General features: G+C 63.4%; 26 protein-coding genes and 1 pseudogene. 10 read left to right on the plus strand and 17 right to left on the minus strand.

The window, feature by feature from the left end; all coding sequences use genetic code 11:
- Positions 1 to 7: 7 nt before the first annotated feature.
- The 7 genes from ACWA13_RS13490 (at position 8) to asd (ending at position 5,031) form a co-directional block, all read left to right on the plus strand.
- On the plus strand, positions 8 to 811 hold the full coding sequence (locus tag ACWA13_RS13490) for a thymidylate synthase (RefSeq protein ID WP_463934693.1): 804 nt from the start codon (positions 8 to 10) through the stop codon (positions 809 to 811).
- Positions 808 to 1,377 carry a dihydrofolate reductase gene (locus ACWA13_RS13495; protein WP_463934694.1) on the plus strand — a complete coding sequence of 190 codons (570 nt, stop codon included), beginning with the start codon at positions 808 to 810 and terminating at the stop codon, positions 1,375 to 1,377. Before ACWA13_RS13490 ends, ACWA13_RS13495 begins: the two co-directional genes overlap by 4 nt.
- Before the next feature lies 1 nt (position 1,378).
- On the plus strand, positions 1,379 to 1,597 hold the full coding sequence (locus ACWA13_RS13500; RefSeq protein ID WP_463934695.1) for an NF038396 family protein: 219 nt from the start codon (positions 1,379 to 1,381) through the stop codon (positions 1,595 to 1,597).
- A gap of 135 nt (positions 1,598 to 1,732) precedes the next feature.
- Entirely contained in the window at positions 1,733 to 2,665 is a 933-nt protein-coding gene (locus ACWA13_RS13505; protein WP_463934696.1) for a WXG100 family type VII secretion target, read from the plus strand.
- A gap of 19 nt (positions 2,666 to 2,684) precedes the next feature.
- Positions 2,685 to 3,347 (plus strand): hypothetical protein, encoded by a 663-nt coding sequence (locus tag ACWA13_RS13510; RefSeq protein ID WP_463934697.1) that lies wholly within the window; start codon positions 2,685 to 2,687, stop codon positions 3,345 to 3,347.
- Positions 3,348 to 3,349: 2 nt separating this feature from the next.
- Entirely contained in the window at positions 3,350 to 3,781 is a 432-nt protein-coding gene (locus ACWA13_RS13515; protein ID WP_463934698.1) for a hypothetical protein, read from the plus strand.
- Positions 3,782 to 3,900: 119 nt separating this feature from the next.
- Entirely contained in the window at positions 3,901 to 5,031 is a 1,131-nt protein-coding gene (gene asd / locus ACWA13_RS13520) for an aspartate-semialdehyde dehydrogenase (protein ID WP_463934699.1), read from the plus strand.
- A 51-nt stretch (positions 5,032 to 5,082) separates the two neighbouring features.
- On the opposite strand, the gene ACWA13_RS13525 is transcribed toward asd, so the two are convergent.
- From ACWA13_RS13525 to ACWA13_RS13590, 14 genes and pseudogenes are all read right to left on the minus strand, one after another.
- Positions 5,083 to 5,364: a hypothetical protein gene (locus ACWA13_RS13525; protein WP_463938009.1), complete on the minus strand. Its 282-nt coding sequence runs from the start codon at positions 5,362 to 5,364 to the stop codon at positions 5,083 to 5,085.
- Between the two features lie 554 nt (positions 5,365 to 5,918).
- Positions 5,919 to 6,107, minus strand: a pseudogene (locus ACWA13_RS13530) (type IV toxin-antitoxin system AbiEi family antitoxin domain-containing protein); the annotation flags it as partial.
- A gap of 117 nt (positions 6,108 to 6,224) precedes the next feature.
- Positions 6,225 to 7,313, minus strand: coding sequence for a winged helix DNA-binding domain-containing protein (locus ACWA13_RS13535; protein WP_463934700.1), 1,089 nt, complete (start codon positions 7,311 to 7,313; stop codon positions 6,225 to 6,227).
- 73 nt (positions 7,314 to 7,386) lie between these two features.
- Positions 7,387 to 8,454, minus strand: coding sequence for a UDP-N-acetylmuramate dehydrogenase (locus ACWA13_RS13540; protein ID WP_463934701.1), 1,068 nt, complete (start codon positions 8,452 to 8,454; stop codon positions 7,387 to 7,389).
- Between the two features lie 31 nt (positions 8,455 to 8,485).
- On the minus strand, positions 8,486 to 9,700 hold the full coding sequence (locus ACWA13_RS13545; protein WP_463934702.1) for an MFS transporter: 1,215 nt from the start codon (positions 9,698 to 9,700) through the stop codon (positions 8,486 to 8,488).
- A gap of 98 nt (positions 9,701 to 9,798) precedes the next feature.
- Positions 9,799 to 10,236, minus strand: a complete 438-nt coding sequence (locus ACWA13_RS13550) for a MaoC family dehydratase (protein ID WP_463934703.1) — start codon at positions 10,234 to 10,236, stop codon at positions 9,799 to 9,801.
- A gap of 2 nt (positions 10,237 to 10,238) precedes the next feature.
- Complete coding sequence (locus tag ACWA13_RS13555; protein WP_463934704.1) at positions 10,239 to 10,700, minus strand: FAS1-like dehydratase domain-containing protein; 462 nt, start codon at positions 10,698 to 10,700, stop codon at positions 10,239 to 10,241.
- A 41-nt stretch (positions 10,701 to 10,741) separates the two neighbouring features.
- Complete coding sequence (locus ACWA13_RS13560; RefSeq protein WP_463934705.1) at positions 10,742 to 10,966, minus strand: DUF3188 domain-containing protein; 225 nt, start codon at positions 10,964 to 10,966, stop codon at positions 10,742 to 10,744.
- A gap of 33 nt (positions 10,967 to 10,999) precedes the next feature.
- Positions 11,000 to 11,944, minus strand: coding sequence for a DUF2797 domain-containing protein (locus ACWA13_RS13565; protein ID WP_463934706.1), 945 nt, complete (start codon positions 11,942 to 11,944; stop codon positions 11,000 to 11,002).
- A gap of 32 nt (positions 11,945 to 11,976) precedes the next feature.
- Entirely contained in the window at positions 11,977 to 12,840 is an 864-nt protein-coding gene (locus ACWA13_RS13570; RefSeq protein WP_463934707.1) for an HpcH/HpaI aldolase/citrate lyase family protein, read from the minus strand.
- A gap of 156 nt (positions 12,841 to 12,996) precedes the next feature.
- The gene (locus ACWA13_RS13575) at positions 12,997 to 14,718 is read right to left on the minus strand and encodes a glycoside hydrolase family 13 protein (RefSeq protein ID WP_463934708.1); all 1,722 of its coding nucleotides are present in this window, start codon (positions 14,716 to 14,718) and stop codon (positions 12,997 to 12,999) included.
- Positions 14,719 to 14,764: 46 nt separating this feature from the next.
- Positions 14,765 to 15,676, minus strand: coding sequence for a carbohydrate ABC transporter permease (locus tag ACWA13_RS13580; RefSeq protein WP_463934709.1), 912 nt, complete (start codon positions 15,674 to 15,676; stop codon positions 14,765 to 14,767).
- On the minus strand, positions 15,676 to 16,587 hold the full coding sequence (locus ACWA13_RS13585; RefSeq protein WP_463934710.1) for a carbohydrate ABC transporter permease: 912 nt from the start codon (positions 16,585 to 16,587) through the stop codon (positions 15,676 to 15,678). Before ACWA13_RS13585 ends, ACWA13_RS13580 begins: the two co-directional genes overlap by 1 nt.
- Positions 16,588 to 16,610: 23 nt before the next feature.
- Positions 16,611 to 17,852, minus strand: a complete 1,242-nt coding sequence (locus tag ACWA13_RS13590) for an ABC transporter substrate-binding protein (protein ID WP_463937934.1) — start codon at positions 17,850 to 17,852, stop codon at positions 16,611 to 16,613.
- Positions 17,853 to 17,998: 146 nt separating this feature from the next.
- Between ACWA13_RS13590 and ACWA13_RS13595 the strand changes: the two genes are divergently transcribed.
- A complete protein-coding gene (locus ACWA13_RS13595; RefSeq protein WP_463934711.1) occupies positions 17,999 to 19,219 on the plus strand; it encodes an ROK family protein in 1,221 nt (406 codons plus the stop codon).
- A gap of 39 nt (positions 19,220 to 19,258) precedes the next feature.
- Here the strand turns inward: ACWA13_RS13595 and ACWA13_RS13600 are convergent, their stop codons facing one another.
- Both ACWA13_RS13600 and ACWA13_RS13605 read right to left on the minus strand, forming a co-directional pair.
- Positions 19,259 to 19,918, minus strand: a complete 660-nt coding sequence (locus ACWA13_RS13600) for an SDR family oxidoreductase (RefSeq protein WP_463934712.1) — start codon at positions 19,916 to 19,918, stop codon at positions 19,259 to 19,261.
- Between the two features lie 15 nt (positions 19,919 to 19,933).
- A complete protein-coding gene (locus ACWA13_RS13605) occupies positions 19,934 to 21,256 on the minus strand; it encodes a YjiH family protein (RefSeq protein WP_463934713.1) in 1,323 nt (440 codons plus the stop codon).
- Between the two features lie 150 nt (positions 21,257 to 21,406).
- Between ACWA13_RS13605 and ACWA13_RS13610 the strand changes: the two genes are divergently transcribed.
- Positions 21,407 to 22,201, plus strand: a complete 795-nt coding sequence (locus tag ACWA13_RS13610) for an IclR family transcriptional regulator (protein WP_463934714.1) — start codon at positions 21,407 to 21,409, stop codon at positions 22,199 to 22,201.
- On the opposite strand, the gene yidC is transcribed toward ACWA13_RS13610, so the two are convergent.
- Positions 22,192 to 23,028: a membrane protein insertase YidC gene (gene yidC / locus ACWA13_RS13615; RefSeq protein WP_463934715.1), complete on the minus strand. Its 837-nt coding sequence runs from the start codon at positions 23,026 to 23,028 to the stop codon at positions 22,192 to 22,194. The genes ACWA13_RS13610 and yidC overlap by 10 nt on opposite strands.
- A 100-nt stretch (positions 23,029 to 23,128) precedes the next feature.
- On the opposite strand from yidC, the gene ACWA13_RS13620 reads away from it, so the two are divergent.
- Positions 23,129 to 23,788: a cyclodeaminase/cyclohydrolase family protein gene (locus ACWA13_RS13620; RefSeq protein ID WP_463934716.1), complete on the plus strand. Its 660-nt coding sequence runs from the start codon at positions 23,129 to 23,131 to the stop codon at positions 23,786 to 23,788.
- The last annotated feature ends 104 nt before the right edge of the window (positions 23,789 to 23,892 follow it).

The following is a 23,892-nucleotide window of genomic DNA, read 5'->3' on the forward strand; positions in this document are numbered from 1 at the left end:
TTTAGCCGTGACTATCCCAACCCCGTATGAAGATCTGTTGCGCGATGTCCTGGCCAACGGCACGCACAAGTCGGACCGGACCGGCACCGGAACCACCAGTGTCTTTGGCCGGCAGCTGAGGTTCGACCTGGCACAGAGCTTCCCGCTCATGACCACCAAGCGGGTCCACTTCAAGTCCGTGGCGGTAGAACTCCTGTGGTTCCTGCGCGGTGAATCGAATGTGAAGTGGATGCAGGATCAGGGCGTGACGATCTGGAACGAGTGGGCTGACGCCCAGGGTGAACTCGGCCCTGTTTACGGTGTGCAGTGGCGCAGCTGGCCCACCCCGGACGGCGGGCACATCGACCAGATCGCGGAACTGGTGGAGAACCTTAAAGCCAATCCGGACTCCCGCCGGCACATTGTCTCGGCCTGGAACGTCTCTGAGCTCAAGGACATGGCGCTGCCGCCATGCCACGCGTTCTTCCAGTTTTACGTAGCTGACGGAAAACTGTCCTGCCAGCTGTACCAGCGCTCCGCAGACATGTTCCTGGGCGTACCGTTCAACATCGCCTCGTACGCACTGCTCACCCGCATGGTGGCACAGCAGGCCGGGCTGGAGCCGGGTGAGTTCGTGTGGACCGGGGGCGACGTCCATATCTACGACAACCACGTGGACCAGGTGCTCAAACAACTGGAACGTGACCCATACGAGTACCCTCAGTTGGAGATCACCCGCAAGCCGGGCTCCATCTTCGACTACACACTGAACGATTTCAGCGTAGTCAACTACCAGCACCACCCCACGATCAAGGCGCCGATCGCGGTATGAACACCACACCTGATTTCACGGAGAACCTGGCCGGCAGCATCACCGGCGTCGCGATGGTGTGGGCGCAAACCCCCGCCGGAGTCATCGGCAGGGAGGGCGATATGCCCTGGCACCTCCCCGAGGACCTTAGGCACTTCACCCGGCTCACCCAAGGGCATCCGGTCGTGATGGGCCGCAAAACATGGCTGTCCTTCCCGGAAAAGTACCGTCCCCTGCCCAACCGGACCAATATTGTGATTACCCACAATCCGGACTGGGCCACGGCGCCCGAGTCCGATGGCGCCGTCGTGGTCGGTTCACTCGATGAGGCGCTGATCGAGTCCCGCTTCGCGGAAGGTAACGGGACGGTCTGGATCCTTGGCGGCGGCGAGGTGTTCCGCCAGGCCCTGCCTCTCGCCGATACCGCCGTGGTGACCACCATCGACGTCGACGCCGACGGCGACACTTACGCCCCGGAACTCGACGCCGACTGGTCCCCGGTTGCCACTGAACCGGCCGAAGGCTGGCTCACCGGCGCGAACGGCACCCGCTACAAATTCACCCACTGGACCAGGACCGAAAGCTGACATGCTCAAGAAACCAGAGACCCTCTTCTTCCTTGGCTACATGCTGCTGCCCCTGCTTGCCCTGCTGTCGGCCATCGTCGGCCTGACCACCATCCTGGGCGGCAACAAGATGGTGGGCATCATCGTTCTCGTTGTGGTCACCCAGGTGTTTGCCTTCGGCGCCTTCTTCGCCCTGCGGGCGCGGAAGGCCGCGTTGCTGCAGGAAGGCCGCACAGAGTAATTCTTCCGGCTTTGTGCGATGGGCAGGTGTACCCATCGCGACAGACGCCCGTGCCGGGTACTCTGAGGCAGAATCACAACGGATTGCGCGTTTCATCCGCGCCAGGAATTACGGGGCAGGCTATTGGCTGGAGACATGTGGGGCGCGGACGTCGCCCAATTACGGACGCTTGCCCAACAGTTCGGCCAGTCCGCTGATTTGCTGCTCCAGCAGTCAACGCAGTTGAGCAGTCAGATCAACAACACGCGCGCCTGGAAAGGCGCCGATGCGGAGCGCTTCCAGTCCGAGTGGAACAAGAACCATCGGATGCTCCTGCAAAAGGCCGCCACCCGGCTCAAGCAGGAATCAAAGCTGCTCCTTAAGAACGCCGACGAACAGGACAGGGCCAGCAACCTCGGCGGATCCGGCGGGTCCGGCAACGGCTCGGGCGGGTCTGGAAACGGCTCCGGCGGATCCGGCAACAGTCCGGTAGGCCCGGATTGGCTGGCAGACCCGGATTCGCCGTTCCGCGACGGCTGGGACATCTACTCCCTCACGAAAGCCTTCCCCAACCTTCGGGCGGGACTCTTCGACATTGGTGCCATGCTCCACAAGTCACGTGTGGGTGACTTCCTGGATCCCGCAGCCTGGCGGGCGTTCCAGAACTCGAGCGAGTTCAGCAAGTTCTTCAACATGTCCAACAACCTTTTCGAGGGCAAACTGCACGAGGTCCTGAGCCTCGACGACGCCACCAAGGCCTTCAAGTACCTGGATGTCGCCAGCAAGGGTTTGGGTGTCCTCGGCGTGGGCCTGGACAGTCTGGACGCCTACAATGCGGTCCGTGATGGCGATTACGGTTCGGCCGCTTATTCCACCACCAAAGCCCTGCTGGGGGCCGGGTCCTTCCTGCCGCCGCCTGCCGGTACTGTCTGCATGGTCGCCAGCGGCGCGCTCGCACTTTACGACAATGTCCCCGTCATCCACGATTCGGTGAACTACGTGGGCGATAAGATCGCCGACGGAGCGGAAGCCGTTGGTGATGCACTGAGCGACGGCGCGGATGCTGTCGGCGACTTTTTTGGCTTCTGAGAACTGAGGAGAAACTCCAGTGACTGAATCGACTACTTCCGTGCCGCAGGCCCCCGGGCAGGTATATCCGGACTCCCTGGGATTTGGCTTCGCCGAACTTCTGGTGCTCCTGAACCTCCGTCCGGGTCCGGCCTCCACAGCGTCCGCCGAAGCCCTAAGGCTGGGGCAGGAACGTGAAGACGCCGGCCTGCTCTCCGCGGGAGCGTCATCGCTGGTGGCGCGTGGCGCGGCAACAGTGGCCGAAGGAGGGGAACTGTCCGTTTCGGGGCCGGTTGCCGCAGTCACAGCAGCCCTCACCGAAGCTACCAAACGGGTCCAGCTCAATCTCCTGACTGCCGATTCGGTGGACAACGTCCTCTCTGTCGAGTCCACGGAGTACCGGATCCTGTTACAACCCCGGGCTTACCTGAGCTGGTTTGCCATGGCGCAGCGCCCCGATGTCAGCCCGGCCGAGGCCAACTTCTTCATTGTCCGCAAGCACCTCGAGGACAACCCCGCCGGCGGGGTCACGGTGCGGCTCCTGGAGGATCCCGCGCGTCAGCAACTGCTGATCAAGCGCACCGGCGATACATGGACCGTAGGGCATGGAGCCTTGGACACTCCTGCGAAACCCATCGAGGAGCTCTCAGGCCTCTCCGACGACCAGGTGCTGGACCAGATCCGGCTCATTCGACAGGATTAAAAGTGCAGAACCGGATTCCGGGCAACAACGGCGCCCACCCAACCAACCACGACAATGACGTCCGTGCTTACCATGAGCAGGCAATGGCGCGTGGCGAAAAGCGCGTCCTCTGCCGCACGGTTGAGGGCGGCCTGCACAGCTACGCCCGGGACGAGATCGGAGTCCTCACGGCGAGCTCGCATCCCACCGTGCGTACGGCCGGCGGCTTTACGGTCATGGCCGTGTTCTTCGCGGCCCTCGCCGCGTTTTCGCTGCTGCTCGTCACCGGCCCCACCGCCAGCGGCGAAGAACCGCTATGGGGTGCATTGGCCCTGACCGTTGTGGGTTTGGGCGGCGCGGTTTACGCCGGGCGTCTGGCCGCAATCGCGGCGCGGGCCAAGCGCATCCGACGGGAACGTGGAATTCCGGATCCTACCTCCCGGCAATTCGACTAATACAGGGCCGAGGACACAAGGCCCGCCTATACTGGGTCGGCATCGCCGTTACGCCCTTTCAGCCAAATGAGTGACGTAACCGACTGCGCGGTGCCCGATGGGGCGACTAAACTGGGCGGATGACTACAGCAGCTACCCCTTCCGTCGGCCTGGTCGGATGGCGCGGCATGGTCGGTTCCGTCCTCATGCAGCGCATGCAGGACGAGGGCGACTTCGCCAACATCAACCCGGTGTTTTTCTCCACGTCCAACGCGGGAGGTGCCGCGCCTTCCTTTGCCGAAGGTGCCGGCAAGCTCGAGGACGCGTTCGACGTCGACACCCTGGCTAAGCTGCCCATTATTGTCACCGCACAGGGCGGCGACTACACCAAGCAGGTGCACAGCGAGCTGCGCAGCCGAGGCTGGGACGGCCTGTGGATCGATGCCGCCTCCACCTTGCGCATGAACAACGATTCGATCATCGTGCTGGACCCGATCAACCGCGACGTCATCGACAAGGGCCTCGTCAACGGCACCAGGGACTTCATCGGTGGCAACTGCACCGTTTCCTGCATGCTGATGGGCCTTGGCGGACTCTTCAAGAACAACCTGGTGGAGTGGGGTACCTCCATGACCTACCAGGCGGCCTCCGGCGGTGGCGCCCGGCATATGCGGGAGCTCCTCAGCCAGTTCGGCACGCTGAACGCAGAGGTCAGCACCGAACTGGACGATCCCGCATCGGCCATTTTGGACATCGACCGCAAGGTCCTTGCCCACCAGCGCACTGCCATCGACGCCACCCAGTTCGGGGTGCCGCTGGCCGGCTCGCTGATCCCCTGGATCGATGCAGACCTGGGCAACGGCCAGTCCAAGGAAGAGTGGAAAGCCGGTGTGGAAACCAACAAGATCCTGGGCACCTCGGCCGAAAACCACGTCATCATGGACGGCCTCTGCATCCGGATCGGTGCCATGCGCTCGCACTCCCAGGCACTGACCCTGAAGCTCCGCGAGGACCTGTCCGTCGCCGAGATCGAGAATCTCGTGGCCAAAGACAACGAGTGGGCCAAGGTCATCCCCAACACCAAGGAAGATTCCATGGCCGGGCTGACCCCTGTTGCTGCCTCCGGCACCCTCGACATTCCCGTAGGCCGGATCCGGAAGATGGAAATGGGTCCGAATTACATCAGTGCCTTCACCGTCGGCGACCAGCTCCTCTGGGGCGCTGCCGAGCCGTTGCGCCGCATGCTCAACATCGCCACCGGCAACCTCTAGCCCAGCGTCATAAGCGGCCCTGGCCCGCAATAGCGTTGCTGCCCAGCACCGTTATTGCGGGCCAGGGCCGCTTTTTCCAGCGAGGCGTCGTGAACGCTCGACCATGGCCAGCAGCCGTGCACGGAACTCGGCCGGGCGGGCCAACTGGTCCCAGTCGAGACGTAGGATGAGCCAGCCTGCTTCGATCAGGGCGCTTTCCCGGCTGCGCTCGGCAAGGAGTACGTCTGCCGTGGGCCGGTAGTCCGAGTATTTGCCCTGCCCATCGAATTCGATGATGATCCGTTGCTCCCGATCAGCAAAATCCGCTCGAAACAGCCCTTTCCGCGTGTCCACGGAAACCTGTGGGACAAAATTCTGATACCGAAGGACTGAAGTTGGAGCCTGGTCCGGGTCTCCCCTGCCGACTCCGAACGCCCGTCGAGGGCACCCAGTAGCAGGGCGGCCCGGCGGGCACCACGCTTTATGGAACTTCCGGCCAGCAGCCGACCCAGTTGATCGGGATCAACTCCCTTCTGCAGGGCATGATCGCCGATCACCGCGGCCTGTTCCAACGGCAGGATGCGGGCGCAATCCAACACGGCCCGCTCAAGGCTGGTTACCCGGATCTGCCTCCCATCTTTCAACGGCCAAGCAACTGTATCCGCATCGGCCAGGGGCAGGCGATGCGTCCTGACATCAGGCCCGGAACTCTTGGACGAATTGGCGTAGCCGGTGGTGACGTGGATGAGCCGCCCGACATTCCATACCTGGCAATTGTGCAGCCGGGCTGCGCTGACATGGCTGTACAGCGACCCGCCACACGTGGACTCGTAATGCGCCCAGACGAGCATTCTGTCCCGCTCCCATGGTTTGAGTCCGTTCCACGCCGAACTACGAACATATGCTCCACGCCTCACCCGCACGATTACACCACTGCGGACCGCCGAAGTCAGAGTACGTTCGTCCATACCGGCCGCAACCAACTGGGCCGTTGAGGCGATCACGTTGCCCGGCCAGTGACCGCTCACCAATTCCCGGAGCTTCTCAGGAGTCATCTTCCTAGGCTCTGTGGCGATCAGGGGCAGCGAAAGTGGCATAACAGCTTATGTGGACAACTGATCGGACAAGGACCTGAGGATACAAGCGGCCTTGGCCCGCAAAAGCGGTGTTGCCCAGCACCGCCTTTGCGGGCCAGGGAGGGCCGCTCGTGCGGCTTAACCGGCGAGGAAGTCCAGGTATTGCCGCGCCGCCTTGCTGAAGACCGGCGGCTTGCGCCCGTCAAAAAGCACAGGCACGACGCCGACACTCGTGCCCGTGCCTTGGAGCGCCCACGTGCCAATGACCTCTCCCCCGGCAACGAGCGTCTTTTTAAACACCCCGTTGTTGCCGGGCACAATCTTGCCGGCATGCTCGGATGCCAGGACCAGACTCCGGTCCTGGTAACCCAGGACAAACTCATCAAATCCGGGCAGCAGCAGGACTGACCGCTGGCCGGGGACTCCTTCCTCCAGCAATGCAGCAACCCGGGGTGACATCCAGTATTCGGTGCCTTCGAGTTCCAGGCGTGCCAGCTGGCCCCGCACGGCTTCGAAGGCCGCCCGCACCTCGGTCAAGGGCAGTTGTGTCCACCAGACGAAGTCACGGATGGTTGCCGGGCCGTGGCTGCTGAAGTAACGGAACATCCATTCGGCCAGGGCCTCAGTCCGTTCCAGTCTGCGGGAGACCGGAATCCAGTCGTCGAAGGCCGCAAAGTTTTGCTGGTTGCCTGCCAGCGGGCCGAGCACCAGCCAGGCGTGACGGCACAGGGTCCCCAGGATGTGGATGCCCCGCTGGCCTTGGGTTGACTGGCCGGCCGCCTCGAACGCCGAGAACAACCCTGCCCGGCTAGCGGGGCCGCCGGCCGCAATCAGCCCAAGCGCAATATCACGGCACTTTTCAATGTCCGGCCAGGTAATGCCAAGTTCGCGGTGCCGTGACGCCACCGAGCGAAGCAGCCGCTCGGCAGTCAGGTCCAGCATCCAGCGGAGGTCTTCCGGCGCCACCAGGTGCAGCGTTCCACGCATGGGCCATGACCTGACGATGGTGCCGGCGTCGATCGCTGTCCGGACGTCGCTGAGCCGGGGCCCGGGAACCCGGCAGCCTACGGCCCACATGGCTGCAGCAAGGTCCTGGGCCTGCATTGCGGTCATCCACCGGACAGCATCGGGAACACTGCTGAAGCCGGATCCAAGCATGCCCTGGCTGATGAGCCTGAGCCTGCCCATGACCTTGCCGTTCAGCTGATCCCCCGAATTTTTAGCCATGCCCCCATCCTAGGATCTGCCGGGAACGCCTCCGCTGAGGCGCCACCGTCGGGTGAGGGCACGCCACACGGAGCTAGAGTTCCAGGCCAATCAGCAGCGGTTCGGGGTGCAGGGCAATCCCGAAGGCGTCACGAACGCCGTCCCGGACCTCGCGGGCCACTGCGAGCATGTCCTTGGCGGTGGCGGAACCCCGGTTGGTGATGGCGAGCGTGTGCTTGGTGGACAATGACGCCCGCCCGCCGGATGCGCTGTCCGCGTCCAGGCCGTATCCCTTGGCAAATCCCGCATGCTCAATCAGCCATGCAGCGGACAACTTGACCATGCCCTCGGATCCTCCAGGATAGCGTGGCGCATCGTCCGGAAGCCCGTCGGCAACAGCAGCGGACACCACGGGATTGGTGAAGAACGAACCCGTGGAGTACGTGTCCCGGTCCGAGTGATCCAGCACCATGCCCTTGGAAGCGCGGAGCCGCAGTACCTCGCGCCGGACGTCGGTGGCGTACGCCCGCTTACCGGGCTCGACGCCCAGGGAGCGGGCCAATTCGGTGTACCGGATGGGCGCGCTCATGCGCCCGAGCGGCAGTTGAAATTCCACGGTGAGCACCACATACCGCGGCGAGCCTTTGACCGTGGTCTGCTTCAGCAGGGAATCACGGTACCCAAACTTCAGCTCAGAATTGGTGAAGGTTCTGACGGCGTTCTGCTCACGGTCCCACGTCCGGACTGCCGCGATGGTCTGGGAGACATCCGAGCCATAGGCGCCCACGTTCTGCACGGGAGTGGCGCCGGTGGAGCCGGGGATGCCGGACAGTGCTTCCAGTCCGGACCAGGCATGCAGCACGGCGTGCTTCACCAGCGAATCCCAGTCATGGCCCGCCTGGACCACCACCGCAACACCGCCGCACGAGTCTTCCGCATTAACGGTAAATCCCTCGGAGGCCAGCCGGACCACAGTACCGGGGAACCCGTCGTCGGAAATCAACAGGTTGGAGCCCCCGCTGACGATCAGCAACTCCCCGCCGGCGTTATCCACCGAGCGGACCGCATCGATAATTTCCGCCTCCGTACGGGCTTCGATGAAGGTAGCTGCGGGGCCTCCGACGGCGGCAGTGGTCAGCTGGGAAAGCAAAGTCTGGGTCACCCCACCAGCCTAGTCCGTGGACGACGCCAGGTCAGCCCGTCTTGCGTGCCACCGGTGACAACAGGAAGCTGACCACCAGCATGGCCAGGACGGCCAGCAGCGAGTGCAGGATGCCAACGTGTTCGGCTAATAGTCCGAGCAACGGGGGGCCGCACAGGAATGCGCCGTATCCGATGGTGGAGACCACCGAAACGCGGGCGGCAGCCTTGGCGGGATCGTCGGCGGCGGCCGACATGCCCACCGGGAAGCCGAGCGAGGAACCCAACCCCCACAGCGCCAGGGCAACGAACGCCACCCAGGGGGCGGGTGCGAAGACGAAAAGTGCAAGGCCGGCCACTGCCAGGGTGGCGCAGGCCCGCATCACTGGAACGCGGCCATAGCGGTCCAGCAGATGGGTGCCGGCGAAGCGCCCCACGGTCATGAATGTCACGAACAATCCGTAGCCCATCGCTCCGGCGGCGTCTGACTGGTGGTAACTGTCGGACAGAGCCAAAGCCACCCAATCTGCCGCGGCTCCCTCGGCCAGCGCCAGCCCCAGCACCATCACGCCGATCAACAGGGTCCGCTTGTCGTGCCAGGCCTGGGCAATCATGCGCTTGTTGTCCAGCGGCACATCCGCGGAATCTGCCAGCGGGAGGAGGGGGATGGGGCCGGTCTGCGGATCTTCCAAAGTATCCGGCGGATATACGCGTTCCGTCGGGACCGGTTCGATGTCCGCACGGAACCAGGCCGACGCCGTGGAAACTGAGAGCGCGACGACGGCACCGGCAGCGGCCAGGTGCCACATGACGGGAAGGCCCGCCCACGCTGCCCAGGCACCCAGCCCGGAACCGGCCACTGTTCCCAGGCTGAAGGCACCGTGCAGCCGGGGCATGATGTGCCGGCCAAGGGCGCGTTCGACGGCGGCGCCCTCCACATTGGAGGCCGTGTTCCAGCTGCCTGTTCCCAGCCCGATGATGGCCAGCCCCGCCGCCACGGCCACCGGATGCGCCAGGACGGTGGTTCCGAGGCCGGCAAGGACCAGACCAGAGCCCACCATAAGGCTGCCAATGCGGATAGTCCCCTTGGATCCAAAGTGCAGCACGATCAGGCCGGATGCTGACACCGAGGCGAACGAACCCAGCGACAGGCACAGCAACAGGAGTCCGATGTTGGCCGGCGTCAGGTCAAGGCTGTCCCTGATGGCGGGAAGCCGTGAGACCCAGGAGGAGAAGGCGAGGCCGCTGGCCGCGTAGGCAATGACCACTCCGGTGCGCCAGAGTGAGAGCTGCCTGTCAGCGGCAGCCGTGGACGCTGAACCGGACGCAGCCTCGCCATCCCGCGGCCGGCGGGCAGGCTTCCTGGTCAGGACAGCCTGACGACGGCCTGGGCCTTCATCAGCACCTTCACTCCACCGGCAGTGGCGGTCAGGTCGATGCGTGCCGTTCCGGCCTCAGGATCGAGTGCACCGACGGTACCGCTGACCTCTATCTGCGTGCCGGCGTCGGGAGTTCCCGTGGTGTCTGCCACGGGCACGGGCTTGCTGAAACGCGTCTGGTAATCCACGACGGCGGCGGGGTCGCCTGCCCAGTCGCTGACCAACTGCACGGCGGAACCCATGGTGAACATACCGTGCGCGATGACGCCGGGCAGGCCTACCGAGGTGGCGAATGCCTCATTCCAGTGGATGGGGTTAAAGTCTCCGGAGGCACCGGCGTACTTGACCAGGTCCTGGCGGGTGACATCGATGGTGCGGCTGCCGATGTCCTGGCCGACGCTGAGTTCGGTGATCTTTGAGCTCATGGCTACTGCCCCTCTCCGCGGACCAAAAGTGATGAGGTGGTGGTGGCGACCTTCTCGCGATTGCCGTCTTCGGCAAGCGCAAGGATCTCCGATCGGGTGGTGATCATGGCGCCGCCGCCCATGGGACGGACCCCGTCCACGTGGAGCTCGGCTACCAGCTGGTCGCCGGCGACGATAGGCCGGTGGTGGGTGAAGCGCTGGTCCGCGTGGACCACTCGCGAAAAGTCTATTCCGGATGCCGGATCCGCGATCAGTTGCGCATCCGCGCGCTGCGCCACGATGATGGCGAAGGTGGGCGGTGCAACGAGGTCGCGATGGCCCAGCGCGGTGGCCGCGTCGACGTCGAAATGTGCTGGGTTGGTGGCTTTGACGGCGTGGGCGAATTCGCGGATTTTTTCGCGTCCGACGTCGTACACCTCTGCGGCAGGGTAGCTGCGGCCCTGCAGGTCCGGATTAATACTCATGGTCTCAAGCCTAGCTGCAGGCTTCCGGCTTGCCCGAAAGGTTACCGGCGCAGGTTCTTCCGGATGGCCTGGCCGCGGACAACTATCCCGATGATGTGCAGGAGAAGTCCCAACCCGATCAGCGGCAGGGAAGCCGTAGCGAGGGCGGAGTTGCCGCTGGTGTTGCCTGCAAGGTTCAGAATGATACCGCCAGCGATCAGACCCATAGCCGTGAAGACCAGGATTTTGTAGGACTTGGGCGCGGTGGCCCAGAATTCGTTCAGCACCGAGCCAGTCTACCGAGACTTCGCGGCACGGCCTTAGAACAACGGTTCCTGGACGGCGGGCACCTCGGAGATGAAGTCCCCCAGCTGGATGACTGTGCCTGCCAACTGGCCGAGGTTCACCACAAACTGCGCCTCGCTGCCCTCCAGGGTTGCCAGCGCATTCGCCCCGCAGAGCGCCACTATGCCGAAGCCATGCTGCCCGGCGTCCAGTGGATGCGGATAGGCGTGCCGCTCCCCGGCCCCGCACAGTAATGCCGCCTGAGCCGGGCGCACCCAGGGCTCGTCCACCAACTCAAAATCCACGACGGCGGCCTCGCCCAGCAGGGCACGGACCGTAGACGCATGGCTCCGGTTGAGGGAGTCCAGCTCAACACCTGGCCTCGGCACCGTCAGGGCCTCCGCCTTAGCCGCCGACCGCACCTGCTGGGTCAGCCCGGCCTCCTGCGTGACCAGGTCCTCCAGGACCCGCACCACGCCACCATCCTGCGCGCGTGCGACGTACCTGGCAACCACGGCGCCCTGTTCGGCCAGCCGGTTCCATTTCCTCAGGTTCGAGGCAGTACCTACCTTGCTGGTGCCGTTCGCAAAAGTGGCGACATACAGCCAGTGTTCCTGCATCAGGTAGCTACGCAGCCCATCCGGGACCTGGCCGCCACGGTGGAAGTCATGGATGAGCCGGGAATGGTCCATGGCAAAACACGGTTCGCACTGTTTGCCTTTGACGGCCGGCGAGTTGCCCGGGCAGAGGACGTGCTCACGTTTGGAGGCGGAGAACACCCTGTGGTGCCCCAGGCAAAACCTGCCCTGGACCACGGGCCGGAACCCGAGCCGGGAACCTGGCTGAAGGCTGACGCTGCTGAGGGCCGCCCCGGCAGGTGACTGGATCCGCAAGGCCGGCGTACCGCCGTCGTACTCCGGCGATTGTGCAGGCGGTCCATCCCAAGAGACCCCGTGGACCAGATAACGGGTATCGGTCACGGGGTCCTCGGCACTTCTCTTGACGGTGGGCGTTAAAGCGCGGGCTGAACGCCAAACGCTACGGCCAGCTTCATGATCTTTTCGGCGCGGCCCAGGCGCGGCAGGTCCGAGCCGTCACGGATGACGCGGCCGTTGGCCTCGAAGTCTGCCATGAAGTCGGTGGCCCACGCGACGTCCGAAGGCGTGGGGCTGATGACCTCGTTGATCACGTTGGTCTGGTCGATGGCGAGGCACAGCTTGCCGGTCATGCCCATCATGACAGTGATGCCGGTCTGTTCGCGGAGGATCGGGTGGTTGGTGCCGACCGTGGGGCCGTCGATGGGGCCGGGCAGGTTGCCGACGCGGCTGGCAACAACCAGTTTGGCGCGTGGGTAGGCCATGGCCTCCGGCGTGGCTGCCATGCCGGTGTCGCGGCGGAAGTCACCCGACCCGAAGGCCAGCCGGAACACGCCTTGGGCCTTGGCGATGTGGTTGGCTTCCTCGATGCCCAGCGCGGACTCCACGAGTGCGATGACGGGAGTCTTGCCGTCCATGCGGTGGAAGCTTTCCGTGACCTGGTCCGCAGATTCGGTCTTGGCCAGCATTATGCCCAGGAGCCCCGGGGTGCCGCGCAGGCCTGCGAGGTCGTCGGCCCAGAAGGGGCTGGTGGCGTCATTGATGCGGACCCAGGCCTTGCCGCCGGCAGTCAGCCAGTCAATGACGTTGGCGCGCGCTTCGTCCTTCTGCGACGGGTCCACGGCATCCTCGATGTCCAGGATGATCGAATCCGCACGCGAGACCGCCGACTGGTCAAAAAGCTCAGTCTTCATGGCATTAACCAGAAGCCAGGAACGGGCGATGTCAGCGGGGATGTTGCGATCAAGCCGGGTGGTTGCGGCCGTGGAAATAGACGTCATGCTACTACCGTATCTTTCCGCGCTGGGCAAAGGCTAAGCCAGCAGCCGATCCGAAGAGACCAATAAGTACAAAAGTCACTATTTACCGATTGTGACCAGCGGGCAGCCTCCAGGGGAAATAGAAGGATGCCTCGCCGGCTCGGTCACAATCGGCTGTCAGCGAAGCCAGACGGTGCAGTTGCCGGGAAGCCTGCCGTCCTCCAGCGGGGAGCTGCTGATCAGCACCGTTCCTTCAGGAAGCTCGACGGCGGTGTCCCCGAAGTTGGTCACCGTTTGCCAGCCATTGGGGCGGGTGAAGTGCAGGACTCCCGGAGTGGGGTTTTCCAGCCACTCCAGGGTTTCGGCAGATTGAAGTTCGCGGCGCAGCTTCAGGGCGGCACGGTACAGCTCCAGGGTGGAGCCATCCGTACCGTCCTGGGATTCCACTGCGTACCGGCTGAACCATTCCGGCTGCGGCAGGTGCGCGCCGTCGCCGCCAAATCCGAAGGAGGTCCCTTCAGCTTTCCACGGCAGCGGCACCCGGCAGCCGTCGCGCCCGACGTCTACTCCCTTGTTTCGGAAGAAGGCAGGATCCTGGCGCTCGGAGTCGGGGATTTCGCTGCCCACTTCCTGCAGACCCAGTTCCTCGCCCTGGTACAGGTATGCGGAGCCCGGCAGGGCCAAGATCAGGAGGGAGGCGGCGCGGGCACGGCGCAGGCCGAGTTCGACGTCGACTTCCTCCTGGCGGCCGCCGTCCAGCAACCACTGCTTGCCGGCCTGGCCGGCCATGATTTCGCCCTCGGCCGGAGCTTCCGTGGCCGGCAGCCCGTAGCGCGTGGCGTGCCGGACGACGTCGTGATTGGAGAACACCCAGGTGGAGGATGCCCCGGATGATGCTGCTTCAGCCAGGTTCTTGGTAATGATCTTCCGGAACTGGGCGGCGTCGAAGTCGGCCTGCAGGAGGTCGAAGTTGAAAGCCTGGCCCAGGCCCTCGGGGCTGGCGTAGCGGGCGCGGCGGTCCGCATGCACCCAGGCTTCCGCGACGGCGGTGCGCGGCGGGGTGTATTCGTTGAAAACTTTGCGCCACTCGGCATAGATCGCGTGGACCTCGTCGCGGTCCCAATAGGGGTGTGAGCCGTCGACGAAGCCATCCGTTCCGTGGCTCCTTGCCTCAAGGTCTGCCTTGGTGGGCAGGGTGCCCTCGAGGTTCTTGGTCAATGCATGGGCAACGTCGATCCGGAAGCCGTCCACGCCGCGGTCTGACCAGAAGCGCAGGGTCTTCAGGAAGTCCTCGCGGACCTCCGGGTTGTCCCAGTTAAAGTCCGGCTGTTCCTTGGCGAAGATGTGCATGTACCACTGGCCGGGCGTGCCGTCCGGTTCCGTGATGCGCTCCCACGCCGGGCCGCCGAAGACCGAATCCCAGTCCGACGGCGGCAACCCGCCGTCCTGCCCCAGGCCGTCGCGGAAGATGTAGCGGTCCCGGGCCGCCGAGCCCTTCGGAGAGGCCAGCGCTTCCTTGAACCATTCGTGGCGGTCGGAGGAGTGGTTGGGCACAATGTCCACAATCAGCTTGATACCTGCTCCGTGCAGCGCTGATGCCATTTCATCGAAATCGTCCAGGGTGCCCAGCTTGGGGTCGACGTTGCGGTAATCGTCAACGTCGTACCCTCCGTCGGCGAGCGCCGAGGGATAAAACGGACTCAGCCAGACGGCGTCGATCCCCAGCGTTTTCAGGTACGGGACCTTCGCGGTAATGCCCTTGAGGTCCCCCAGGCCGTCTGCGTTGGAATCGGCGAAACTGCGCGGATAGATCTGGTAGACGGCGGCCTGGCGCCACCAGTTAGGGTCGGTGGAAAGGCTGGAGCCGGACAGAGTTGCCAGGGTGGCGGTAGTGGACAAGGGATGATCCTTTTCTTGGTGTTGGTTGTTGCCTGGTGATGAGAGGTCAGCCTTTGACTGCTCCCTGGGTGACGCCTTCCATGACCCAGCGCTGCGTGAACAGATAGGCGACGATTGCCGGTGCCATGGCCATCAGGTAGGACGCGAAGGACACATGGTAGTTGTTGCTGAATTGCGTCTGGAAGAGGTTCTGCCGTACCGGGAGGGTTTGCAGGGCCGGGTCGGACATGATCAGCGAAGGCATCATGAAGTCATTCCAGGCATAAAGGAACGCGAAGATACCAACCGTTGCGCTCATTGGTGCCAGCAGAGGGAAGATCAGTTTCCAGAATGTCTGCCACGTCGTGGCGCCGTCAATGCGGGCGCTTTCTTCAAGCTCCATGGGAATCGAGCGCAGGAATGCCGTGAACAGCAGCACGCTGAAACTCAGTTGGAACATGGTGGCGAGCAGTATCACGCCCATGGGATTGTCCAGGCCGAGGCGGCCGGTGAGCTGGATCTGCGGCAACGCGACAACCGGGAACGGAATGAACATTGCCCCGAGCAGGTAGAAGAACGAATACCGGAACAGCTTCCGCTCCCAGTTCCGCACGATCGCGTACGACGCGAATGCGGCCAGGACGATCGTGGCGACTACGGTGCCTGCTGTGACCAGCATTGACATGGCGGCACCAACAGGGAAGTTGGTCAGTGTCCAGGCCTGAACGAACCCGTCAAAGCTAAGCGGGGACGGAAAGGAAAAGGCATTGCCGTCTACGGCCTGTCCCTGGCTCTTGAAAGCCATCGAAACCGTTACGTACAGCGGCAACAGCACGGTGACTGCACACAGGACGAGGATCGTTGTGCCGGACCAGTTGACCCGCTCAGCCTTGACGTTCGTGGAAGCTTTGCTGCTCCTGGTGCCCGTGGCCCGGGCAGCTGGAACAAGACCAGCGACGAGAGTGGATTGTTTGGACATCAGAGTGTGCTCCGTCCGCGGGTCACCGAAAGCTGTACGAGGGAGATGAGAATGGCAACGACGAAGAAGATCGTCGCGTTGGCCATCTGGTAGGCGTAGTCGCCGCCGTTGAAGCCCGCGATGACGGTCATCGCGATGCTTCTGGTTGAAGTACCGGGACCGCCGCCGGTGAGGCCGACGATGATGTCGTAGGCGTTGAGGAAGCCTTTGAAGCCAAGGATGATGTTGATAACCACATAGCCCGCCATGAGGGGAGCCGTGATCTTCAGGAGCTGCTGGACTTTGCCGGCACCATCGATGTCGGCGGCTTCGTACACATCCGACGGTATGGACACGAGCCCTGCGATGTAGATGAGCAAGGCGCCGGGCACCGCCTGCCAGGCCGTCACCAGCACAATGGCTGTCCAGGCGAGGTCAGGATTGGCCAGCAGACTTGTTTCCAGCCAGGGAAGGTTTGCCGCGGTACCGGCTGATGGCAGTGAGTTCGAGAAGAGGAAGTTGAAGACGTAGGCAATGATGATGCCGGAGACCACCATCGGGATGACAAAGATGGTGCGCAGTGCCGTTTTCATCCGGATACGTGAAGTAAGCCCGACGGCGAGGAGGAAGGCGATGACGTTCACCGCAACCACTGTGACTGTCGAGAATCCGAAGGTGAACAGGTAGCTCTGCAGGATGGCAGGATCGCTGAAGGTGGCTATGTAATTCGTGAAACCGATGAAGTCCCAGTCTCCGATTCCTATGGAGTCGGTGAAGCTGAAGAAGATTCCGACGATTGCGGGCACCGCAATGGCGAGCGTAAACAGTACGAGGCTGGGCAGGAGAAAAAGGTAGTAGATCGGCTCGACCCGACGCCCGCTATGGCGTGCAAGGCGGTCCTTTCCTGACCTGGTGAGTGTGGTGGTGGACATGTGGCTGGCTCCCTTATTCTGCGTTACTGGCGGAACGCCAGCCGCGCCCAGTCTGCGTCGAGTGTTCGGAGGGTGGATGCAGGATCTTCGCCCAGTACCAGCGCCTGCGTGTAGTTGAAGACGGGAATGGTGCGGGGCACCAGTACCGATGGCCCCTGATAGACCTTTCCGGCATCTACGTAATCGACCATCCCTTCAACCCGGGGATCCAGGGCTCCTGCCGCATCTTTCAACGGCGAGAAGCCCAGCTGTGACTTGTTGTAGGCGTTGATGATTTCCGGTTGGTAGAGGTACTCAAGGAAGTTGCGGGCGGCTTCCTTGTGCTCGGATGCTTCCGGGATCCACGCTGCGAGGTCAACGTTGACGCGGACCCGCGAGTCCTCGGGATTATCCGTCATGGGCAACGGAAAGGTACCGAGTTCGAGGTCTGGAGCCGTCTTGGCAATTTCGCTGAACGCCCAGGGGCCCTGCAAATACATGGCGGCGCTGCCCTGCGCGAAAGCCAGGTTGCCATCGCCGTAACCTCGGCTCGCCGCGTCCGTGTTCACGTAGCTTGTTGCGAGCTCCATCATCTTCCCGACAGGCTGGATGAAGTCCTTTTGGAAGGAGACCTCTGACCCGGCGCCAACGTCGACGCCCTGTCCGCTGAGCCTATGGAAAAAGTCGATCGTATCCAGCTGGCCGCCCACTGAGTAATCGAACCATCCCTGGCCCACAGTCCAGTCGTCCTTCCACGTAGCGTAGAACGGTGTTACGCCTGAGGACTTCAGGGTCTCGCAGACCCTGATCAGTTCACTCCAGGTCCTCGGAACTTCGAGGCCGTGGGCAGCAAAAATTTCCTTGTTGTAGATCACCGAGGACGCCATGATCGAGTACGGCAATGCGCTGGTCCGGTCCGGATACGTCCCGTACTGATCCATAAGCGGCTGCAGGTCCTCGCGGATACGGGCAGCAGCATCTGTACCGGACAGGTCGCTGAGCGCGCCGCGCTGCACGAACCTGGCAGATTCCATGTTGTAGTTCGCCAGCGCAATATCCGGTGGGTTGCCGCGGACGAAGCTCGCGGAAACAACGTCAACGCCTGACGTATCCAGCACAACCTGGGCAGCATCCTGGGACGAGTTGTAGTCGTCAACCAGCTGCGTCATGAAGGGGATGGCTTCGCGCTTGCTGAACGTAAATCGGATGGTTTCCTTGCCGGAATCGCCTGTGCACCCCGAGAGGAAGCCGGCGAGGAGGGTCAGGCAGAGGCCCACCCCAGTCATGCGTTTTGAGCGCAATAAGTTCAAAGACACCCTTGTCCTTCCGACAGTTGGCCTAGCGGCCGTGTTGATACGGTGAGTAAATTTACACCTCGAATAAACTTTCAATAAGAGATACTGGCAGAAGAGAACGAGAAAGGGCAATACCTGTGTCGAAAAAATCCCACGATGGCGGTGGACGCCCGACCAGCCGCGGCACAGTCCTTGCCTACGCCTGGGACGCCGGCGAGTTCACAGCAGGTGACGCCCTGGAAGACGTGGGCCTTACGCGCTCCACCACCATCGAGGCTCTTGACGCGCTGGTGGAGTTAGGACTGCTGATGGAACTCCCCAATGCCCGGATAGCCGGGGAATACCGGACGGGGCGGCCATCGCGCCGGTTCTGCCTGCGAAGCACCGCCGGCGTCGTGGTGGGCCTTGACGCCGGCCGCGAACACCTGGCAGTCCGGGTCTCAGACCTCGGCGGCACAGAACTGGCACAGCTTCGGCAGGGCCTGGAGCCCGGCCATGACTCCGTTGAAGAGCGCCGGGCTTCGATCGATGCCGCGATTGGTGCAGCGCTCAGCCAGGCGGGCCGGTCACCAGGGGACGTCCTAGCCATCTGCGCAGGCGTCCCTGCCCCGGTTGACCGCCACGGGCGGTCTCCTGTTCACCCGGAGGGCTTCTGGGAGCGTATGAACCCGGATCTTACCGACGTGCTGGCCAGGTGGGCTCCCTTGGTCAGGGTAGACAACGACGCATCGCTGGCGGCGGTGGCTGAGGGCAAATTTGGCGCAGCAACCGGATGCGATAACTATGTTGCTCTGCTGGCCGGAACCCGTCTTGGCTCAGGAGTGGTCATAGACGGTCACCTTCTCCGCGGTGCCCACGGCGGGGTAGGTGAAATGATCGCCTTCAACCACGTTGCCGGGGTGGAAGGTCCCGAGGGCCTTGGCCACCGGGCTGCCGAATGGGCCCGCAATGCGGTCACCGCCGGAGAGGTGGATCCTGACGGTGCATTGGCCCGGATCCCGCCTGCGTCCATTGACGGGCGCCTGGTGTTGGAGCTGGCTGCGCAGGGGGACCCGGACGCCGCCCGGGTCGTCGCGCATGTCGGTGCTGTGCTCGCCCGGGTAGTGAGCGTACTTGGCAGCATGTATGACCCCCAGCGGGTGGTCATCTGCGGGGCGGTTTCGGTGGGCGTGGGCTCAATAGTGGCAGCAGCCCGTGACGCACTCCCCCGCGACCTTCATCTGCCGGCACCGGAAATCATCGTCTCGGAACTTGGAGCCGACGTCGTTGTACAGGGCGCCGTGACCGCTGCAGGGCTTCTGGCCAAGGACCATGCGCTGGACATCTGGCAGGCGCGATCAATGGCTTCAACCGTCTGAAGTGCCGTCCGGACAGCCGGCTGCCCGGATGCCACCGGCTTACTGCGGTTCCACCTTCAGCGCTTCAGTTACCGGAGTGTTCCCGTCCCGGAAAGCGATGGTCCGCTGCGCGGTCTCCGGCAGGGCCAGCACCGCTGCGGCGACGAGCGCCACGTTCACGCGGGAGGTCTCGCTCCCACCCTCCGGCCCGGGATCGATCTCAATGTTTCCTGTGCCGGGGCCGTCGGTCAGGGAACCGGGGCCAAGGATGGTCCAGTCCAGACCGGTGCCGCGGAGGTGTTCGTCGGCGGCTGCCTTTGCCTCCGCGTAGGGGAAGAAGCCGTGATCTGCCGGTACGCCGTGATCCCGTCCGGCACCCAAATAGGACACCATAATGTAGCGCTGCACCCCGGCCTCCGCCGCCGCGTCCATGGATCGAATGGCGGCGTCCCGGTCCACCGCGTAGGTGCGCTCGGGGCTGCCTCCCCCGGCTCCCGCTGACCACACCACGGCGTCGTGGCCGTTGAAGACCGTCGCCAGTTCCGCCGTCGTGGAGTGTTCAACGTCAAGGTACGACGGCGTTGCACCGGTTTCCGCGACGTCGGCGCTGTGGTCGGGGTTGCGGATGAACGACGTGACGCTGTGGCCTTGGGCCGTGAGGAGTCCGGACAACTTGAGGGCCACTTTGCCGTGGCCGCCGATAATGGCGATACGAGTCATGGACCCATTGTGCCCCTAGGAAGGGAAGAGAAGGAATGCGATGGGAGTCACCAGGATCAGGGTGAGGACAACCCGCTGGAACCAGATGACCACCATTTTCCAAAGTGAAATCGGGATATCCGTCGCCAGGATGCAGGGCACCAGGGCTGAAAAGAAAATGATGCCGGAGACCGAGACCACGCCCACCACGAACTTCACTACCGGAACAGCTTCCGCTGCGAGGAGCGCTGGAAGGAACATTTCAGCAACGCCCACTGCACTGGCTTTGGCCACGAGCATGGGTTCGGGCAACTGGAGGGCCCAGGTGAAGGGATAGAAGACGTAGCCCAGCCAGTCAAAGACCGGGGTGTAGGTGGCCAGGACCAGGCCCAGGAGGCCGATAGACAGGATCGACGGCAGGATTGCCATGGTCATCAGCACGCCGTCGCGGACATTGACCCAGACGTTGACGGCCAGGGAAGGCGCTGACGCGACCGTTTCCCGCGCTTCGCGCCAGGCGACGGAAAGCCGCCGTTCGGTGATTTCTTCCTCCGGCTGCGCAGTGGCATCCGGGTGGTAGTCGTCCGGAATGCTGTTCAAAGGCCAGATGCGGACCGTGATGGCAGTAACCAGGAACGTCACCAGGAAGGTGACCCAGAAGTAGGCGGTCCACTGGCCCATCAGGTCCAGCGTCTTGGCCACAATGACCATAAAGGTCGCGGAAACGGTGGAGAAGCCGGTGGCGATGATGGCCGATTCACGGGCGGTGTACTTGCCCTCTTTGTAGACCCGGTTGGTGATGAGCAGGCCCAGGGAATAGCTGCCCACGAACGAGGCGACTGCGTCGATTGCAGAACGCCCGGGAGTGCGCCAGATGGGACGCATGACCCGCTGGACCATCACCCCGATGAACTCAAGGAGCCCGTAGCTGACCAGCAGGGCCAGGAAAACGGCGCCGATGGGCACCAGGAGGCCCACCGGGATCACCAGTTTCTCGAAAAGGAAGGGCCCCATGCCCGGCTCGAACAGCCATGCCGGGCCTATCCGGAAGACCATCATGAAGCCGACGGCCATGCCCACCACCTTGAGGAGCGAAAAGACCATCTCCACAGCGGATTTCTTCCACGTGCCCGTCACGAAGGGATACACGGCGCCGGCCACGATCACGGCCAATGCGTAGAAAGGCAACACCGGCCCGATGCTCGCCTGGAGGAACGTGACGATGTGGTCCAGCATGATGGTGTTCTTGCCCGCAATGGTGATCGGGACGAAGAACATGAAGGCGCCGATCCCGCTATAGACAAACAGCTTCCACATGTGGCGCGAGGCTGTGCGCGGCGCCTCGGAGGTAATGGCCATCGGTTTTTCTCCTGACATTTTTGCTGCGTTCCAAGGGTGGAGTGCGGCGGTTTCATCGACTAGATCAATCACACCGCGACGCGATAAAGGGGACAATGGAAATCCGGCGGATGCAGTCTCAGATATGAGATTCAGGTCACAGGAGGCGTGGTGGGCAGCGAAACGGACAATTCCCTGCGTTCACTGCGCATCCTGAGCTACCTCGCCACGCAGGCAACACCCGTTTCAGCTGCCCGGATCGCCGAGGCCGTGGACGCCCCACGATCATCGACGTTTCGCCTGCTGCGGGGCATGCAATCGCTCGGTTACGTCACGCACATTCCCGAAGAACAGGCCTACGCCCTGGGGGTTGCGGCCTTGGAGATCGGCCAGGCCTTCGCCATCCAGGCACCGCTGGCAAGGTACGGACGGCCCGTCCTCGAACGGCTGGTCCTCAAGCTTGGCGAAACAGCGCACCTGGCGGTCCTGCACGGCCATGAGACGCTGTACATTCACGAGCAGCCGGCACCGTCGCGGGCTCCACTCGTGACCGCAAAGGACGTGCGCCTGCCGGCCCATCTGACAGCATCCGGTCGAGTGATTCTGGCAAACCTGGGGAATGAGCAACTGCGCGCACTGTTTCCGCCGAATTTCGCTTTCGTACTACGAACCGGCCGGGGACCCGCTACGTTCGCGGAACTCAACCTGCAACTGATCGCGACTCGGCGGCAGGGCTTCGCCCGTGAATTCGGTGAGGTGACTGAAGGTCTGGCTTCGATCGCGAAACCAGTCCGGGACAGGAGCGGAAGGACCGTGGCGGCAATCGCCGTCACGCACGCGTACAGTGTCCAGGCAACGCCCGCCGGGCCCGCGGGGAAGGCCGCGCTGCAGGACAGCATTCTTGCCGCCCTCAGCCCTGCAACGCGCGAACTGAGCCGCAGGCTGGGATGGGATCCTCAAGCGTAGGGCTGCGCCTGAACTTCACCAGGGCCTTGGCCTGGCTGACTCCGGCCAATGATGAAGAACTGCTGCACCATGGTCCAAATGTTGGTGACGCTCCAGTAGATCAGGACACCGATGGGGAAGATGATGCCGCCGGCGCCAAACACCACGGGCAGGATGTAGAGCATCACCCTCTGCTGGCGCATGAACGGGCTCTGGCTTGCCTCCTCCTGGACGTTCCTGGCCATGATCTGCTTCTGCGCGACGAACTGTGCCACCGTCATGACCAGGATCATCACGATGGTCAGTACCGTGACCGCGGCCGGGTCACCGCCGCCACCCTGGAGCAGGGACGCAGTCAGCGGGGCGCCAAAGATGCCGGACTGGTTGAACTGCTCCACCTGGCCGGGGCTCATCGCACCAATCCCCTCCCCCTCCCTGGCGCTGGTGCTGATTCCGGAAAGGACCTGGAACAGCGCAAAGAAGAACGGCACCTGGATCAGCATGGGCAGGCACGCGGAGAACGGGTTGGTACCGTGCCTCTTGTACAGCGCCATTTGCTCCTGAGCCATGGCCTGGCGGGACAGCGGATCAGTCTTAGCCTTGTACTTGTCCTGGAGCTTCATCAGGTCAGGCTGGAGGAACCGCATCTGGCGTTGCGCTTTGACCTGCCTGACGAACACGGGGATCAGGGCGGCACGGATCACCAACACCAGCCCGATGATCGAAAGCGTCCAGGTCCAGCCATCCGCCGCAGGCATGCCCAACGCACTGAAGCCCTGGTGAAAGCCCACCATGATGGCGGAAACCACCCACTGGAACGGAAACATGATTGTTTCCAAGAAATCCATTCGCCATCCCCCTGTTCGCCGGATGCCGCAAAGCTACGGTGAAACCGGCCGCTTGTCACCCCGTCCCCGGGACGGCACACCTTTAGGGCAAACTGGTGTCATGGCTGATTCGGAGGCAGTGACCACCCAGAGTTCCACCGTTGAGGAGTGGACCCGGGCATTAGCGGAATCGGTGGGTTCACCCGGCGGTGGCGCCGGAGCCGGGTTGATGCTTGCCATAGCCGCGTCACTGACATCGATGGTGGCAGGGTACACCAAGGCTGATGAACACCACCGCGGCGAACTGGACAATGTCCACGCCCGGGCGTGGTCCCTCCGGGAATCCGCTCTCCAGCTGGCCGACGACGACGCTTCAGCGTCCAAGGCGTTCGGAGCCGCTTTCCGCCTCAAACCCGGACCCGAGCGCGACGACGCAATACACAAAGCCTCCGTCGAAGCGGCCAAAGCATCGGCCGTGCTCGGCGAACACGCTATTGACGCCATAACGGACCTGCAATGGCTGGCTGTCAACGGCAACCCTGCGCTGATCGCCGATGTGGTCGTCGCCTTTGGAGCACTAAGGGCTGCACTGACAGGTGCCCGCACCAACGTCAGCTACGATCTCTCCACCCTGACCTCGGCCGGCGAAAGCTTGGAGCAGATTCGTCACGAGCACCCTGCCTTGTGGGAGACGGTTGAGCGGCTTAACGAGGCACTGGACCGGATCGACAGGCTCACAGCCGAGATAGATCACCGGGCTGCACCCACGGACGCCCTCTGACCTGCGCGCAACATGACCTGCGTTAGAACACCCGGGTCCAGCTGGGGGTGTGATTACCCGGATCCATGCGAACCGCAGCATCCACCGGGGCAGCCCGAAAACGG

The organism is Pseudarthrobacter sp. TRD_SC_9, from assembly GCF_055361265.1.

Excerpts from the sequence above, each read along its gene's own strand:
- ACWA13_RS13505 (WP_463934696.1), top strand. The coding sequence starts at position 1,733 with ATGTGGGGCGCGGACGTCGCCCAATTACGGACGCTTGCCCAACAGTTC.
- ACWA13_RS13620 (WP_463934716.1), top strand. The coding sequence starts at position 23,129 with ATGGCTGATTCGGAGGCAGTGACCACCCAGAGTTCCACCGTTGAGGAG.
- ACWA13_RS13535 (WP_463934700.1), bottom strand. The coding sequence starts at position 7,313 with ATGGCTAAAAATTCGGGGGATCAGCTGAACGGCAAGGTCATGGGCAGG.
- ACWA13_RS13500 (WP_463934695.1), top strand. The coding sequence starts at position 1,379 with ATGCTCAAGAAACCAGAGACCCTCTTCTTCCTTGGCTACATGCTGCTG.
- asd (WP_463934699.1), top strand. The coding sequence starts at position 3,901 with ATGACTACAGCAGCTACCCCTTCCGTCGGCCTGGTCGGATGGCGCGGC.
- ACWA13_RS13550 (WP_463934703.1), bottom strand. The coding sequence starts at position 10,236 with ATGAGCTCAAAGATCACCGAACTCAGCGTCGGCCAGGACATCGGCAGC.
- ACWA13_RS13590 (WP_463937934.1), bottom strand. The coding sequence starts at position 17,852 with ATGACTGGGGTGGGCCTCTGCCTGACCCTCCTCGCCGGCTTCCTCTCG.
- ACWA13_RS13585 (WP_463934710.1), bottom strand. The coding sequence starts at position 16,587 with ATGTCCACCACCACACTCACCAGGTCAGGAAAGGACCGCCTTGCACGC.
- yidC (WP_463934715.1), bottom strand. The coding sequence starts at position 23,028 with ATGGATTTCTTGGAAACAATCATGTTTCCGTTCCAGTGGGTGGTTTCC.
- ACWA13_RS13605 (WP_463934713.1), bottom strand. The coding sequence starts at position 21,256 with ATGGCCATTACCTCCGAGGCGCCGCGCACAGCCTCGCGCCACATGTGG.
- ACWA13_RS13570 (WP_463934707.1), bottom strand. The coding sequence starts at position 12,840 with ATGACGTCTATTTCCACGGCCGCAACCACCCGGCTTGATCGCAACATC.
- ACWA13_RS13600 (WP_463934712.1), bottom strand. The coding sequence starts at position 19,918 with ATGACTCGTATCGCCATTATCGGCGGCCACGGCAAAGTGGCCCTCAAG.
- ACWA13_RS13495 (WP_463934694.1), top strand. The coding sequence starts at position 808 with ATGAACACCACACCTGATTTCACGGAGAACCTGGCCGGCAGCATCACC.
- ACWA13_RS13580 (WP_463934709.1), bottom strand. The coding sequence starts at position 15,676 with ATGTCCAAACAATCCACTCTCGTCGCTGGTCTTGTTCCAGCTGCCCGG.
- ACWA13_RS13555 (WP_463934704.1), bottom strand. The coding sequence starts at position 10,700 with ATGAGTATTAATCCGGACCTGCAGGGCCGCAGCTACCCTGCCGCAGAG.